General features: G+C 60.7%; 15 protein-coding genes. 3 read left to right on the top strand and 12 right to left on the bottom strand.

Annotation, left to right across the window (positions count from 1 at the left end; translation table 11 throughout):
• Nucleotides 1-77 precede the first annotated feature (77 nt).
• Nucleotides 78-938: a LysR family transcriptional regulator gene (locus AC3IX1_RS12565; protein ID WP_489388428.1), complete on the bottom strand. Its 861-nt coding sequence runs from the start codon at nucleotides 936-938 to the stop codon at nucleotides 78-80.
• A 112-nt stretch (nucleotides 939-1050) separates the two neighbouring features.
• Here AC3IX1_RS12565 and AC3IX1_RS12560 point away from each other — a divergent pair, with 112 nt between their 5' ends.
• Nucleotides 1051-1476, top strand: a complete 426-nt coding sequence (locus AC3IX1_RS12560; protein ID WP_150724089.1) for a VOC family protein — start codon at nucleotides 1051-1053, stop codon at nucleotides 1474-1476.
• Nucleotides 1477-1599: 123 nt separating this feature from the next.
• Here AC3IX1_RS12560 and AC3IX1_RS12555 read toward each other — a convergent pair whose 3' ends face one another.
• The 6 genes from AC3IX1_RS12555 to AC3IX1_RS12530 form a co-directional block, all read right to left on the bottom strand.
• A complete protein-coding gene (locus tag AC3IX1_RS12555) occupies nucleotides 1600-2181 on the bottom strand; it encodes a GGDEF domain-containing protein (RefSeq protein ID WP_489388427.1) in 582 nt (193 codons plus the stop codon).
• Between the two features lie 73 nt (nucleotides 2182-2254).
• Nucleotides 2255-2836 (bottom strand): hypothetical protein, encoded by a 582-nt coding sequence (locus AC3IX1_RS12550; RefSeq protein WP_489388426.1) that lies wholly within the window; start codon nucleotides 2834-2836, stop codon nucleotides 2255-2257.
• A gap of 1 nt (nucleotide 2837) precedes the next feature.
• Nucleotides 2838-5006: a xanthine dehydrogenase family protein molybdopterin-binding subunit gene (locus tag AC3IX1_RS12545; RefSeq protein ID WP_489388425.1), complete on the bottom strand. Its 2169-nt coding sequence runs from the start codon at nucleotides 5004-5006 to the stop codon at nucleotides 2838-2840.
• A gap of 7 nt (nucleotides 5007-5013) precedes the next feature.
• Nucleotides 5014-5469: a (2Fe-2S)-binding protein gene (locus AC3IX1_RS12540; protein WP_489273309.1), complete on the bottom strand. Its 456-nt coding sequence runs from the start codon at nucleotides 5467-5469 to the stop codon at nucleotides 5014-5016.
• Nucleotides 5470-5700: 231 nt separating this feature from the next.
• Nucleotides 5701-6855, bottom strand: a complete 1155-nt coding sequence (locus AC3IX1_RS12535) for an NnrS family protein (RefSeq protein ID WP_489388424.1) — start codon at nucleotides 6853-6855, stop codon at nucleotides 5701-5703.
• A complete protein-coding gene (locus AC3IX1_RS12530) occupies nucleotides 6855-7103 on the bottom strand; it encodes a transmembrane sensor/regulator PpyR (protein ID WP_489388423.1) in 249 nt (82 codons plus the stop codon). The genes AC3IX1_RS12535 and AC3IX1_RS12530 overlap by 1 nt, the downstream gene beginning before the upstream one ends.
• Nucleotides 7104-7369: 266 nt before the next feature.
• On the opposite strand from AC3IX1_RS12530, the gene AC3IX1_RS12525 reads away from it, so the two are divergent.
• Together AC3IX1_RS12525 and AC3IX1_RS12520 are read left to right on the top strand one after the other, a co-directional pair.
• On the top strand, nucleotides 7370-7873 hold the full coding sequence (locus AC3IX1_RS12525; protein ID WP_489388422.1) for a VOC family protein: 504 nt from the start codon (nucleotides 7370-7372) through the stop codon (nucleotides 7871-7873).
• Between the two features lie 33 nt (nucleotides 7874-7906).
• A complete protein-coding gene (locus tag AC3IX1_RS12520; protein WP_489388421.1) occupies nucleotides 7907-8740 on the top strand; it encodes a helix-turn-helix transcriptional regulator in 834 nt (277 codons plus the stop codon).
• Nucleotides 8741-8749: 9 nt separating this feature from the next.
• Here AC3IX1_RS12520 and AC3IX1_RS12515 read toward each other — a convergent pair whose 3' ends face one another.
• The 5 genes from AC3IX1_RS12515 to AC3IX1_RS12495 form a co-directional block, all read right to left on the bottom strand.
• Nucleotides 8750-9385 (bottom strand): hypothetical protein, encoded by a 636-nt coding sequence (locus AC3IX1_RS12515; RefSeq protein ID WP_489388420.1) that lies wholly within the window; start codon nucleotides 9383-9385, stop codon nucleotides 8750-8752.
• The gene (locus tag AC3IX1_RS12510; RefSeq protein ID WP_489388419.1) at nucleotides 9382-9783 is read right to left on the bottom strand and encodes a hypothetical protein; all 402 of its coding nucleotides are present in this window, start codon (nucleotides 9781-9783) and stop codon (nucleotides 9382-9384) included. Before AC3IX1_RS12510 ends, AC3IX1_RS12515 begins: the two co-directional genes overlap by 4 nt.
• 23 nt (nucleotides 9784-9806) lie before the next feature.
• Complete coding sequence (locus AC3IX1_RS12505) at nucleotides 9807-11843, bottom strand: lipase family protein (protein WP_489388418.1); 2037 nt, start codon at nucleotides 11841-11843, stop codon at nucleotides 9807-9809.
• Nucleotides 11844-12162: 319 nt separating this feature from the next.
• Nucleotides 12163-12759, bottom strand: coding sequence for a LysE family translocator (locus AC3IX1_RS12500; RefSeq protein WP_489388417.1), 597 nt, complete (start codon nucleotides 12757-12759; stop codon nucleotides 12163-12165).
• Between the two features lie 86 nt (nucleotides 12760-12845).
• A complete protein-coding gene (locus AC3IX1_RS12495) occupies nucleotides 12846-14177 on the bottom strand; it encodes an aminotransferase-like domain-containing protein (RefSeq protein WP_489388416.1) in 1332 nt (443 codons plus the stop codon).
• Nucleotides 14178-14205 lie beyond the last annotated feature (28 nt).

Raw genomic sequence — 14205 nt, 5'->3', positions numbered from 1 at the left:
ACCCGGGCACGCCGCGTTCATCCAGACTGCGCGCGTTATCGTTGACGACCTTCGCGAGCAAGCTCGCTCCTACAGGGTCAGTGTTGTCTCAGACATTGGGCAAACAACTGCTGAATCGGCTGCATCCGCTGGCTGTAGCGCTGCAACAGCACGATCTCCCGATAGAAAGTCAATTCGCCCAGCGGGACGATCCGCACCCCGGCCCCATGCTCAAGCCACAACCCGGCCTCCGGCAACAGGGAAACCCCCAGGCCACACTCGACCATTTTCACAATGGCCTCCAGTTCATCCAGCTCCAGCGCCACCCGCACCTCGATCTGCCGCTCGCGCAGAAACCGCGTCACCAGCCGCCCGCCAAACGAATTGCGGTCGTAGCGCACCTGAGGGTGCTCAGCGAGCAGTTGCAGCGGATCATCGCCGTCCAGGTCCGCCGGTACGATCAGCACGAACGGCTCGCGGCGAATCACCTGCGCGGACAACTCCTTGGGCAACTCGAACGGCGGCTTGATCAGGATCGCCAGGTCCACTTCTCCCGTGTCCACCTGGCTCAACAGATTCAGCGACACCCCGGGCACCAGCTTGGGCTCCAGCAAGGGGGCCTGTTGGCGCAGTTGCAGCAGCGCCTGGGGCAGCAGCCCGGTCTGCGCCGTCGCCACCGCGCCGATTTTCAGTTCGCCACGGTACTCGCTGACATCGTCACTGACGGCCATGCGGCTGAAGGTTTCGAGCATTTCCCTGGCCATCGGCAACGCACGCTGCCCCGCCGCATTGAGCAGCGCCTGGCGGCCGGTGCGGTCGAACAGACGGATGCCAAGAGCCTGTTCCAGATTGCGAATCTGTGCGCTGATCGCCGATTGTGTCAGGCCGATGTGCATACCCGCGGCGGCGAACGTGCCGTAACGCGCCACCGCGATAAAGGTTTTCAGTTCTCGCAGCATAGCGGCCTCGATTGATCGAAATAATTTGAGCTCGATGCAAAAATTATCGTCTTTCAATCAAAAAGCACAGGGCTAAACTCGACACATTCCCACCCACACCGAGGCTCGCCTGATGCAACTGTCCCCTTTTCACCTGGCCATTCCGGTCTACGACTTGCCGGCCGCCCGACATTTCTATGGTTCAGTGTTTGGCCTGGAAGAAGGTCGCTCTAGCGAGCATTGGGTGGATTTCAATTTTTTCGGTCATCAACTGGTGATTCACCTGGCACCGAAAAATCCTTCGCAGGAAGCCGCGCACACCAATGCCGTTGATGGTCACGACGTGCCGGTGCCACATTTTGGCGTGGTGCTCGGGATGGCTGAGTGGGAGGCGTTGGCCGAGCGGTTGAAGTCACTGGGGACTCGCTTCGTGATCGAGCCGGGGATTCGCTTTCAGGGGCTGGTGGGTGAACAGGCGACGATGTTTCTGTTTGATCCTTGCGGGAATGCGCTGGAGTTCAAGGCGTTCAAGGACATTGGGCAGTTGTTTGCCAAATGAAAGTTGTGGTGCCTGTTCGGGCCTCTTCGCGGGCAAGCCCGCTCCCACAGGGATTGTGTGAACAATACTGGCCTGTGTGGGAGCGAGCCTGCTCGCGAAGAGGCCCGCCAACACAACACCGCCCTAACGGCTCATCACACGCTCGGCCTCACCCAGCAGTTCCTCGATTGAGTCATGAACAATAGGGTCATATTCGACCTGGGTAACACTGAACCGAATGTCATAACTGCGATGCGCCGTGGCGTTGCGCTCGTCGAGTATCTCATTGAGCCGAGCCTTGATCACTGCAATCTCCACGGCAGTGGAACCGGTCAGCAGCGCCACGAACCGGTCGCCTTCGAGTCGGCCGACCACATCGTTTTCACGAAAGCCGATACGCAGGACATCGGCAAATGTCTTGAGTGCATCGTCACCTTTGGCCCGGCCATACAGATAGCTGATGCGCTTGAATTCATCGAGGGTGAAGTACAGCAGCGTTGCCGGCGTTTCCAGCTCCCGGCAGGCGCCAAGCCCGAGTCGGGCCAGTTCGGCGAAACCATGGCGATTGGACAGCAGCGTCAGCTCGTCCATGCTCGCCATCTGCACGCCTGCCAGCTCTCGCTCAGCCTGGCGCGCTAGATCCCGCAGCCGTTCACGTTCTTGCTGTGGCGTGAGCAAGGGGTTTGCGGATCGGCCCGATTTGCCCGTTTTGCCTGAGATCAACATCGTTCACTCCTTTGCAGGTATGCACGTTAGAGTCGCCCATACCCGCATTGACTCCCTGTTAGCGTGCCGCTGGTCAGCTACCCGCCACAGGACACGGCCCTCCTGCATCGGCCCAGAGTTTGAACCGGGTGACGAAGATATCGTGCGGCACCGGCACCGGCGCACGATTGCCGCCCGGATTCCAGCCCCACAGCACCAGCTTGTCGTCGCTGACGTGCTTGATCAGCGCGGCAAAATCCCGATCGCCATTGCTGGAGCGATCCTTGATCATCGCGCATAGCCGGTCGGCTGGCAGGCCGATCCAGGCCATGCGATGCGCGGCCGGAGGCAAACTCCAGTGCGGCGCCCCCGGTGGCGCGTGCGGACCGTAACTGGCCGGCGGATTGTTTTGCGCATGGCAGGTTGCACAGGGCAACCCGGCCGAGCCCTTGCCGTCCATGCCCCGCACGACATTCATGGCGTGGGGCACACCGGCATCGAATTGCAGCGGCGAATCCCCGGGAATGTGGCAGTTCTGGCAACGGGGGCTCTGGAAGACCTTCTGCACGGTGTCGAACGCCTGCAAGGCCTCGCGGTCATCGGCGAACACGTGGGATGCGTAGGCTATGAGACAGACCAGGATCACCGCCCCAAGCAACCAGTGATGTCGTTTCATCTCACACCCCCGACAGCTGCAAGGGCAGTTCGCGCAGGCGCTGCCCGGTCAAGGCAAACACCGCATTGGCCACCGCCGGCGCCGTGGGTGGTACACCGGCTTCGCCGATACCACCGGGTTTGTCGCTACTGGGCACGATATGCACTTCGACCACCGGCATTTCGTTGAGCCGCAGCACCTGATAGTCATGATAGTTGGACTGCACCACCTGCCCGTCCTTGAGCGTCAATTTGCTGTGCAAGGCGAAGCTCAGGCCAAAGGTGATGCCCGACTCCATCTGCGCGGCGATGCTCTGCGGGTTGACCGCAATGCCGCAGTCCACCGCACACACCACCCGGTGCACGCGGATGGCAAGGTTGTCCTGGGACACCTCGGCCACCTGGGCCACGTAGCTGCCGAACGACTCATGCACCGCCACACCCAGGGCATGGCCGTCCGGCAGTGGCGCGGTCCAGTTGGCCTTCTCCACCGCGAGGTTCAGCACACCGAGGTGGCGCGGATGGTCCTTGAGCAAGGTGCGTCGGTATTCCACCGGATCCTTGCCGGCCGCCGTGGCCAGCTCATCGATCAGCGACTCCATGACAAACGCAGTGTGGGTGTGCCCCACCGAACGCAGCCACAACACGCTGATGCCGGTTTTCGGTGAGTGCAGTTCGATCTGGTGATTGGCCAGTCCTTCGAGGTAAGGGCTGTCGGCCACGCCTTCGACGGAGGTCTTGTCGATTCCGTCCTTGACCATGCTCGCCTCAAGCGAGGTCCCGGCCATGATCGACTGCCCGACCATCACATGCTTCCAGGCCAGCGGCAGGCCGTCGGCGCCCAGCCCGATACGCGCATGGTGCAGGAACGCCGAACGGTAATAGCCGCCGCGGATGTCGTCTTCCCGCGCCCACACGGTTTTCACCGGTGCACCGGCGGCCTTGGCGACATACACCGCTTCGCTGACGAAATCCGACGTCGGATTGGCCCGGCGCCCGAAGCCGCCGCCGAGAAATTCGGTATGGATCAACACCTGTTCGGGTTTGAGCCCGGTGATTTCCCCGGCGACCATCTGGTCCAGGGTCTGGAACTGGGTGCCGGTCCAGATTTCGCATTTGTCCTGGGTGATGCTCACCGTGCAGTTCAGCGGCTCCATCGGTGCGTGGGCCAGGTAAGGCACGCTGTATTCAACGTCGATTTTCTTCGCCGCTTTCGCCAGCGCTGCCTGGGTATCGCCTGCCTGACCGGCGTTCAGGCCGGGGGTGGTGGCGAGCTTGCGGAAGTTTTCCAGCAACGCCTGGCTGTCGAGCCCAGCGTTCGGCCCTGGATTCCACTCGATTTTCAGCGCATCGCGCCCCAACTTCGCCGCCCAAAAATGATCGGCAATCACCGCGATTCCCGTCGGCACTTGCACCACTTTGTGCACCCCCGGAATCGCCAGCGCTTCGGCGCCTTCAAAGGATTTTACGCTGCCGCCGAAGGTGGGTGAACGGGCGACCATCGCGGTCATCAACCCGTCAAACTGCACGTCCATGCCGAACTTTGCCCGGCCGGTGATTTTCTCCGGTGTGTCCAGACGCTTGGTGGGCTTGCCGATCAGCCTCCAGTCCTTGGCGTCCTTGAGTTTGATCGAGGCCGGGTCCGGTCGTGGCAACTGCCCGGCGTCATCGGCCAGTTCGCCATAGGTGGCACGGTGTTCACCGGCAATGACCACCCCCGATTCTGTATGAATCCCGGACGGTGCGATGTTGAAACGCTTGGCCGCCGCGTCGATCAACATCAAGCGCGCCGCCGCGCCCGCCTGACGATAGCGGTCAAACTCCATCCAGGTCGAGGTCGAGCCGCCGGTGATCTGCATCCCGCCAAAGCCAGGCAGGCCGTAATCGGCGGCCGAAGCCGGGGAATGCTCGACGCGGATTTTCGTCCAGTCGGCGTCCAGTTCTTCGGCGATCAGCATGGTCAGGCCGGTCCAGATGCCCTGGCCCATTTCCGAGTGGCCGAGCAACACGGTGACGCTGTTGTCGTTGCCAATGCGCAGGAAGGCGTTGGGTGCAAACACGTTGCCCTGGTTCTCCGCGCCCATGGCGAAACGGTGGGCACCGGGCATGGCAAACGCCACCACCAGCCCACCGCCCAGCACGGCACTGCCCTTGAGAAAACCACGACGCGATAACCCATTGATGCTGTTCATGGCCACCTCAACCCAGCTCGGCGGCGCGTTTGACCGCCGCGCGGATCCGCGGGTAAGTGCCGCAACGGCAGATGTTGCCGGACAGCGCCTGATCGATGTCGCTGTCGGTCGGTTGCGGAATTTTCGCCAGCAACGCCGCCGCCGACATGATCTGCCCGGACTGGCAGTAGCCACACTGGACCACGTCAAGTTCCGCCCAGGCCTGTTGCACCGGGTGCGAACCGTCCGCGGAAAGGCCCTCGATGGTAAGAATTTTTTGCCCATGGGCCACGGCTGTGGCCGGTGTGATGCACGAGCGCAGCGGTGCGCCATCGACGTGCACGGTGCAGGCCCCGCATTGGGCCATACCGCAGCCGAACTTGGTGCCGGTGAGGTGGGCGACATCGCGCAAGACCCAGAGCAGCGGCATGTCGGCGGGGACATCCAGCTCCTGATCCTGGCCATTGATGTTCAGGGTGAGCATGGCGCAGTTCCTCAGACTCAGGGTGATCTGAAGGGGCGTCGCTGCGGCCTTGTAAAACCTGTGCGCGCCTCGGGCTATCCCTTCAGCTAAGCGCAAATTTGCCGGCAGGCCGTGGCGCATCGACCACCGGTCACCTGTAGGAGCGAGCTTGCTCGCGAAAAACGTCAGTACAACGCGGTCATTCAGACAGGGCGCGTTATCGTTGACGTCCGTCGCGAGCAAGCTTCGCTCCTACACCCTGGGCTTGAACAAAATACCGATGTAACGCGAAAGAAACAGCCCGAATGCCATACACCAAAGCAGCGCCGACATTCCCAATCCCCACCCGGAAAACGGCACCAGCAACACCCGTGACACACCCGCCACCAGCACCAGGGCAAATCCCACAACGATTACTTTCGAGGGCAGCAACGGCCGCCCGGTATGCCCCAGGCTGACCCGCGCGATCATCGCCAGAACCAACCCGCCGATACCGCCGACGGCCAGTGAATGGGTGGCCTGGCTTTGTTGCGGCATCCAGCCCAGGTGCCACAGCGCCATGGCCAGTGTCGCCACCGCGAGCCAGGCATAAGCCAGGTACAGCGACCACAGCAGCGGCACGCGCCACAGGCCGCGATCATGCCAGCGCCACAATCGCAGCAGATGCAAACCGCTGATCAACGCAAACAACAGCGCCAGCCGCACCCGCGGGACGTCGTTCAAATCGGCAGCAAAAGACACCGCCGCCAGCATGGCGCTGATCAGCAACACCTTGCCCGGCAACGGATGGGGCGCAGGCGTTGCGGGCCGGTTCAAGCCGCGTTGGATAAAGAAGGGAATCACCCGTCCGCCGATCACGCTCATCAGCGCGCCCACCAGCCACAAGGCAGCCAACACGCCATGGCGTTGCAGATTGGCGTCATCCAGGGCAATACCCAGCAACGTCAACGCCTGACACCCGGCCAGCAACGACACCATCAACAGAACCGGATAATTCTCTCGTTTGCCCGCAGCCAGCAGATCGCGTCCCAACACCCACGCCAGCAGCGGCAGAAACGGAACCTGCAAGGCCAGTAGCAAGGGGGCAGGCATCGGCAGCCACCAGGCCAGTCGCGCCAGCAGCCACACCAGCACCAGGCCGATCAGCGGCCAGCCCCTGAGCCCCGGCCGGCCCGTCCAGTTGGGCACTGCCGTCAGCAGGAACCCGGCAATGATGGCCGCGGCAAATCCGAAAGGCATTTCATGTCGATGCCAGGCGAGCATACCACCCAGAGGTTGCGCGGCGGGTAAACGGCCGTACAGCCACACTGCCCAGATCGCCACGGCGAGGGCCGCGAACCCGGCCCCGGCCAGAAAGAACGGGCGAAAGCCAAGACTGAAAACCGGTGCAGCGGCAAGCCGGCACATCAAGCCAACACCCGGATCGGGCCTCGGCTCAGCCGATACTGGGAAAGCAGGCGCATGACATAGCCGACTTTCAACAGGGTCGGGCCGAGAATGGTCATGGCGTGCATGGACACCAGCACTACGATCGACAGATGGCCGTCGTAGAGATAGGCACCGTAAACGCCGGCCAGCAGCATTGCCAGACCCGCGCCGAGCACACGGCTCGACCATTGAAGAACGTTTCGAGGGTTGCTGAATAAGTTGAACATTGTGCGTACTCCTGAAGGCATTCAGTTGTACGTTTACCTTTTCAAGTCCCGTGCCAGGTTTTTACCCCTTTAGATCCAGGCACTTGCGCTCATGCGTGTCATAAAGACCCATCACCAAAATAGTCTGTTTGACTCTCTTTAAAGTCACTTCGACTACCACCACGCTACCCTGCGGCAATTTTCTCGATCTACGGTACGGCCAGACGACCAGAGGCTGACTACGCTGAAAGTCCGGAACATGCGTTACCTGCAGAGGAGCTGGCACCATGCTACGCGTACAAAAACTCACGCCCTGCCTGTGGTTCGACGATCAGGCCGAAGAGGCGGCGAAATTCTATTGCTCGATCTTCGACCACTCGAAAATCACTGCCATCACCCATTACGGCCACGCCGGATTCGAGTTCCACGGCCAGCCCGAGGGCTCGGTCATGACCGTCAGCTTTGAACTCGACGGTCAGAGTTTCACCGGTCTCAACGGCGGGCCGTTGTTCAAGTTCAGTGAGGCGGTTTCGTTTCAGGTCAATTGTCTGAGCCAGGAAGAAGTCGATCATTACTGGGGCAACCTGTCGGCCGGTGGCACGCCCGAAGCCCAGCAATGCGGTTGGCTCAAGGACAAGTTCGGGCTGTCGTGGCAGATCGTCCCCGTCGCGATGATGGACATGATCAAAGACCCCGACACGAAAAAATCCCAACGGGCCATGCAGGCGATGATGCAGATGAAAAAACTCGATATTGCGACGTTGCAGCGCGCCTTTGACGGCGAGAGCTAATACACTCGGGCGCTGACCTGCCGAGGAGTGAGCATGAAGCACGCCGTTGCCAAGAACGCCGACAAGGCCCCGCGCTTCTGGCGCGATGATGCCCTGCCCTTCATCGAAGCCCGCTCCATCGCCGACGGGCGCGAAGTCTGCTACACCCGGCACGCCCACGAGCACTTTTCCATCGGGGCGATCACCGCCGGGCGCAGCACCTACATGCATGAGCAGTCGGCGTTCGAGGTCGGCGTCGGCACGGTGGTGCTGATGAACCCCGGCGACGTCCACGCCTGCAACCCGATCGAAGACCAACCCTGGTCGTACCTGATGCTGTACGTCGATACGCCGTGGCTGACCGATTTGCAGCATCAGCTCGGGTTCGGCGATGACGCGGCGTTTCGCCGCTTTTCCCTAACCCATACCCGCGACGCCCAGCTGTTTGCCGGCCTCGCGGGTTTGTATGAGGTGCTGGTCGATCCACAGCAAGACGTGCTGCGCAAACACAGCGTGGCCGTGGAGTTCTTTACCGAGGTTCAGCTACGACTCAACCCGGCAGCCCAGCCGCTGCGCGAACCCAACTTCAAGCTGGAGCGCGCGGCCGATTACATCCGTGACCACTGCACGCAAACCCTCAGGCTCGAAGACATTTGCCAGGCGGCGCAACTGTCGCCGTCCTACCTGATCCGCGCCTTCAAGCAGCATTACGGCATGACGCCCCACGCGTTCCTGGTGAACCGGCGCATCCAGTTCGCCCAGGATCAATTGCGCAGCGGCAAGCTGATCGCGGACGTGGCACTGGAAGCGGGGTTCGCCGATCAGGCGCATTTTCAACGGGCATTCAAACAACACCTGGCGGCTACGCCGGGGCAGTATCGGGGGTGAGCCATCTGATCACCAAGCCCGCTCGGGAAACTCGGCCTTGCGCAGCGGATGCGCACTGACAGGCAATAGTGCTGTCCGTCCATTGGGTTCGGTGCGGCCCTGAAATACCTCACCGCTTTGGCCAACCAATCGATAGGAATACGACGGCAGCTTGTTGCCCCATTCGTCGACTAGGAGGTAGCGCCCAAATCCTGCCTGGTCAGGCTCGGGCAGCCAATCGGGCAATAGCTGTGGACGGCGGCCTTGGCAGTTGGCGTAACGCCAAACATCGAAACAATCGCGATCACGCCCGGTCCGAATAGTTTGTAGCTTCAAGAAAACAGGATGCCATTTACCATCCGCAACGACGGTACCGTCGGGATAGGTAAAGGTGGTGTGGTCACCTTTTTTCTTTACTTTTGGTTCCGCTGAATAGACTACAAAGTCGGGATGCAGCACTGGTTCGAAATACACTTTCCGCGCCTGCGTTGCTTGATAGCTGAGATAGATATCGCCCTCTCCCACGAGGCTGATACGCTTGCTGTAGCCCCCTAGAAAGCTCTCTTTCAACCAAGGGTAATAATCCTTCTTGATCGTCAAATCTCCATCCACTTCAATATCCGCACCGCCTCGTGGCGAATTGTTGTGGTCAAATATCACGATCACTCCTCCCCCCCTCCTGTAATCACGTTTTCGCCGAAGCGGGTTGGATCGACATAGACAACGCCAAAGGTCACATTGGCCAGATGCCAGTTGCAGGCACCCCCGCCATCCTTCGGCAGCTTGACTTGAAAGAGATCGCTTGATCCCTGACGTTGCAGTTGCACATCCAATCCGTGATGACCGTCTGACTCAAGACGCTGACCGCTGGCACCTCGAGAAATACGTTTACAAGTGAGCGAGCGGTACATGACCTGCATGGTCTCCGCTTTCAGTTCCTTGGGGACTTTGACCGTCACCGTGACCTGTTCACTGTCCGCAGGCGGAGACAGGCTGTAATCCTGACCGCAACCACTGAGGCTGAACAACGCAACAAACAAACCAACGGAGATTTTTTGGCGCATGATTTTCCTTTACCGTTACGGCCTTATCCGAAGGTTTTTTCGTAAAAGGCCAGGGGGTCAGCAACAGCATCGAAGCGCTGTAGCGCCTCGGCGCCGCCCTCCGCCTGCCGCGTGACCCGCAAGGCCCGGTCGATCAGCTTCTGCAATTCGAGGAACACACTGTTTCGGGTGAATTCATCTTCGGGAGTCCTGCCGTAGTATTCCTGCATCTGCCGCTCGAACTTACGTCGCTGCACCTGCCGCTCCAGCAACGGCTCGCGCTCGGAATTGATCGACTCCATTAGCTGATTGTGGATATAAGGCTGGTACTGCGACATGTAGTGGTCACCTATGCGCAGCATCCGGCCCACTGCCGGGTTGCTGTACGGTGGAAAAAACCTGGCGCGGCTTTCGGCGTTGAGCGATGCATGCAGACGCTCCTGGGCTTGTTTGGCCTGCTGTTCTTCAGCCTCACTCAAGCTGGGCACCAGGTACAACTTGGCCTTTTCCTGCAATTTGTAGGAGATGGTGCTGCGATAGGGCTGGCCCTGTGGGTTGCGGTAGGCGGGATATGGCGTGATGGGTTGTTCCTGATGTTGTTCGGTGCGGAAAAACATGGCGACTTCGCCGTGATGGCTGAAGGGGTCGTCGTGTTTGAACAATGCACTGACCAATGCCTGGCGGGCCGACCAGCTAAAGCCCAGCAATGTACCCATCGGTCCATAGAGGTCATACAGATGATTGTCCAGCGCCGCCTCGGGAGGGACACGGGGGACGACGTCGGTGTCGTTGACATGGCGGAAATGCCAGATCTCGTTCAGGGACTGAATAGCCTTGAGGGTGAAGGTGCGAGGCATGCCGTAGGTGTACAAGAGTGGGTTGCGTTGTTTGAGCGACGCGGCATGAATCAGACCAAGAGCGCCACCCAGGCTATGGCCACAGATAAACAGTTCTTTGTCGAACGCATGTTCCAATATCGTCTCGCCCAAATCATTCGCATAACGTCTTATGGCCACTTCGAAGGCATCACGGAAACCCATATGTACGCTGCCTGCTGGAGTCAGGTCGCCACAAGGCACCTTGGCGTCACACTGGGCCGCAACCTTCGGCTCGGTTGGGCGGAAGGTGACATCGGTAATGAGATCGGCGAGACCGTCGGTTTCGGTGCCGCGCCAGGCGACCAGCACCTGAGTGGCGCTGATGGCATAAAACAGCTGCGTGTTGCCTTCCGGCGGCTCAGCTTGAGCCGTATTTATGGGCTTAACCGTTACATAACGATCACTGAACGGTACGTCCGTGACCAAACAGGGCCACGCTTGGCCGTTATCCCAGACCCGCGGTGTACGCGACAGATCCAAGCATTGCTCCTCAAAAAGCTCCTCAACAGATCCACGGTCCTTTTTGGGTCGGTTGCTGTACGCCAGAATACTCATCAACCCCAGGTTGTAAGCATTGGCCAGGCTGTACTCCGCCTGGTGATGCAATACCAGTGACCAGGCTCGGAACGGGCAAACTTCCAGCACATGACGACGATCCAGTTGCTCATCGTCAACGGTAAAACCACTCAATATCCGCTCGGGAAAATGGAAGGCCGGGAGCTCAGCCGGGTCCTGCAGAGGCGGCACGAACGTCGGAAGTCGACCGCACAACTGCCCAATCCGCAGGTAGTGATAACTATGACCGTCCATCAACGCCTGTTGCTCGATCGGCGAAAACCCCGAGCGCTGCGGCCCATACAGTGGCGTGCGGTTACCTAATCCCGGTCGCGGTGGTTCCGGCCGTACGCCACGCAGGCGCCGACCTTGCAATTGCTCGGCCAAGGGATCGGCCTGCATTTGCAGGGTGATGGCTAACGGATGCAGCCCGTCAATGCGGATCACCCCTTGTTCATCGCTCTGCCCGGCATATTCGGTAGCGATGCCACATCGAGTGGCCTCATTCACGGCGTGCCAGGGCAGGTTTGCCAGCGGCTCACCCTGCTCGTCCAACAACTGAAACTCGATCCAGTGCTTTTTTTGGGGTCCGCAAATAACGGTCTTGACGGGATTAAGCGTGTCCGTACGGTGCAAGGTGTCGTTCATGTCCGTCCTTTTACATTGGGTTAGCAGTGAGCCCGGGGTCGCGCTCTGCCATTGCCCGTTCGCTGCCCTCGCCAGTGAGGACAGCGTCAACACCGTAAACGTGTCGTTAATCGCAGCAACGGTAGAAGAAGGAGCGCAGGGGGATTGAGATAATCCAGACGTCCTGGGTCTGCATGAGGGATAAGGGGGGACTGGGAAGCCACCCTCGTTCAAGCGCACGCAAGCTTTCCCGAGGATGACGAAAACCGATATAAGCTGTTTCTGATAAGTGCGTAGGGCATTTCTGCACACTAACCAGATGATGGAAAAACACTCGTTGTCAGTGCATCTCCGGCAACACCAGACACACCGCACTCACCACCAGCAGCAACGCCATGGCGCGATTGAACAGGCGCATACCCGCCGGGTTGTTCAGGAAACCGCGCAGAAACGTCCCGGCATACGCCCAGCACCCGACCGACACATAACAGATCACCAGATAAATCGCGGCGAACTGCCAGACCAGGCTCCCCTCGCCATCGGCGACGAACGCGCCCATGCCAGCCACGCAGGCCAGCCAGGCCTTCGGGTTGAGCCATTGCATGATGGCGCCATACAGCATCGATGGCGCCTGGGCCGATTCACTGGCCTGCACCTGCCCATTGTCGGCCGCCAGCTTGTAGGCCATGTACAACAGAAAGGCTACCCCTGCCCATTGCACCACTTTCGTCAGCGCCGGCCACCGCAACAACAATTCATGCAGGCCCAGGCCCATCAGCACCAACAGCAAGACAAACCCCAGCGTGGCCCCGGCCACGTGGCGCTGGCTGGCCCTGAAGCCAAACCGTGCGCCGGAGCTCAACGCTACGATATTGACCGGCCCCGGCGTGATGGACGCGACCAGCGCAAACGCCGCCATGGACATCATCAGACTCATTGCACACCTTCTTCCATCGAATTGAACAAGGCCCTCAAGGTAAAGAGCCGAGCGGCTCGCGTATTGAAGAAAACTGCCCTGCAGCGCTATGAGTAATAGCCAACGACGTTTTTAACCTTGCTCAGGGCAACGCGCAGCGAGTCCATGTCCACCGAGCCCAACGCCAAGCGTATCGCGTGCGGCACATGGGCCGAAATCGCAAAGGGCTCGGCCGGCGACACCGACACCTGCTCGCGCATCAGCTCCATGGCGATCCGGTCGGCCCGGGCGTCTTCCGCCAACGGCAACCAGATGAAGTAGGAGTTCGGGTGACTGATGGTCCTGAGCCCTGCCAGCACCTCGCGGGCCAAGGCTTGCCGGGCCCGGGCGTCCGCGCGTTTTTGCGCCTCCAGTTGGCTGACGGTGCCGTCGTCGAGCCAGGCCGTGACGATGGCAGTCATCACGCCGGGGGTATTCCAGGTGGTCGCCATGACGGTGCGCTCGAAGGCGGCGACCCATTGCGCGGGTGCGGCAATGAAGCCAACGCGCAACCCGGTGGCGACATTCTTCGACAGGCCGGATACGTACACCGTCCTCTCCGGCGCCAACTCGGCCAACGGGGGCGGTACGTTTTCGGCCAGGAACGCGTAGGCCGCATCCTCGATGATCGTCAGGTCATGCCGGCGCGCAATCGCCACCAACTGCTCGCGCTGATCGAAGTCCATCACCCAGCCCAAAGGGTTGTGCAAGGTCGGCATCGAGTAGACGGCCCGTACCGATCGGCTGCGGCAGAGTTTTTCCAGCGCTGGCAGATCAGGCCCGGTATCGGTGACCGGAATCGGCAAGACTTCCAGATGCAGGGTTTCAGCCAGGGTCTTGAAACCGGGATAGGTCAGCGCATCGGCGGCGATCACATCGCCGGGCTTGAGCAGCGTCATCATCGCCACCGCCAGGCCATGCTGGGCGCCGCTGACGATCAACACCTGTTCGGCCGGCACGCTCAGCCCGCGGTCAAGCAGATGGCGTGCAACCGAGGCCCGCTCGTGCAGGCGTCCCGCGTGGGGCTGATAGCGCAAGAGCGATTCCAGGTCACCCGACAAGGCCAGTTGACGCAAGGCCGTGCGCAACAGGTCGGCCTGACCGGGCAAGGACGGGTAGTTGAAATTCAGGTCGATCATCCCCGCCGCCACCACGTGCTGCGAGATGCCCTGCCCCGGCGGCAGCGAGGTTTCCCTGACGAAGGTGCCGCGTCCGGTTTCGCCGCTGACCAGGCCCATGCCCTCCAGCTCGGCATACACCCGGCTGGCGGTGACCAGCGCCAGACCGTGCTCCGTGGCGAGTTGCCGGTGAGTCGGCAGGCGCGTGCCGGGTGGCAGACGACCGGAGCGGATGTCGGCGGCAAAGGCATCCACCAGGGTCTTGTAGCGGGAACGAGGCATGTCGAGATGTATCCATGACAATTTTTTG

It is taken from the genome of Pseudomonas sp. KH_046_2 (assembly GCF_057838985.1).
This window is presented reverse-complemented; position numbering and strand designations above follow the sequence as displayed.

What these genes read in the sequence shown, in the direction of transcription:
- AC3IX1_RS12525 (WP_489388422.1), top strand. Translation starts at nt 7,370, where the DNA reads ATGCTACGCGTACAAAAACTCACGCCCTGCCTGTGGTTCGACGATCAG.
- AC3IX1_RS12495 (WP_489388416.1), bottom strand. Translation starts at nt 14,177, where the DNA reads ATGCCTCGTTCCCGCTACAAGACCCTGGTGGATGCCTTTGCCGCCGAC.
- AC3IX1_RS12530 (WP_489388423.1), bottom strand. Translation starts at nt 7,103, where the DNA reads ATGTTCAACTTATTCAGCAACCCTCGAAACGTTCTTCAATGGTCGAGC.
- AC3IX1_RS12520 (WP_489388421.1), top strand. Translation starts at nt 7,907, where the DNA reads ATGAAGCACGCCGTTGCCAAGAACGCCGACAAGGCCCCGCGCTTCTGG.
- AC3IX1_RS12565 (WP_489388428.1), bottom strand. Translation starts at nt 938, where the DNA reads ATGCTGCGAGAACTGAAAACCTTTATCGCGGTGGCGCGTTACGGCACG.
- AC3IX1_RS12550 (WP_489388426.1), bottom strand. Translation starts at nt 2,836, where the DNA reads ATGAAACGACATCACTGGTTGCTTGGGGCGGTGATCCTGGTCTGTCTC.
- AC3IX1_RS12545 (WP_489388425.1), bottom strand. Translation starts at nt 5,006, where the DNA reads ATGAACAGCATCAATGGGTTATCGCGTCGTGGTTTTCTCAAGGGCAGT.
- AC3IX1_RS12510 (WP_489388419.1), bottom strand. Translation starts at nt 9,783, where the DNA reads ATGCGCCAAAAAATCTCCGTTGGTTTGTTTGTTGCGTTGTTCAGCCTC.
- AC3IX1_RS12500 (WP_489388417.1), bottom strand. Translation starts at nt 12,759, where the DNA reads ATGAGTCTGATGATGTCCATGGCGGCGTTTGCGCTGGTCGCGTCCATC.
- AC3IX1_RS12505 (WP_489388418.1), bottom strand. Translation starts at nt 11,843, where the DNA reads ATGAACGACACCTTGCACCGTACGGACACGCTTAATCCCGTCAAGACC.
- AC3IX1_RS12540 (WP_489273309.1), bottom strand. Translation starts at nt 5,469, where the DNA reads ATGCTCACCCTGAACATCAATGGCCAGGATCAGGAGCTGGATGTCCCC.
- AC3IX1_RS12555 (WP_489388427.1), bottom strand. Translation starts at nt 2,181, where the DNA reads ATGTTGATCTCAGGCAAAACGGGCAAATCGGGCCGATCCGCAAACCCC.
- AC3IX1_RS12535 (WP_489388424.1), bottom strand. Translation starts at nt 6,855, where the DNA reads ATGTGCCGGCTTGCCGCTGCACCGGTTTTCAGTCTTGGCTTTCGCCCG.
- AC3IX1_RS12560 (WP_150724089.1), top strand. Translation starts at nt 1,051, where the DNA reads ATGCAACTGTCCCCTTTTCACCTGGCCATTCCGGTCTACGACTTGCCG.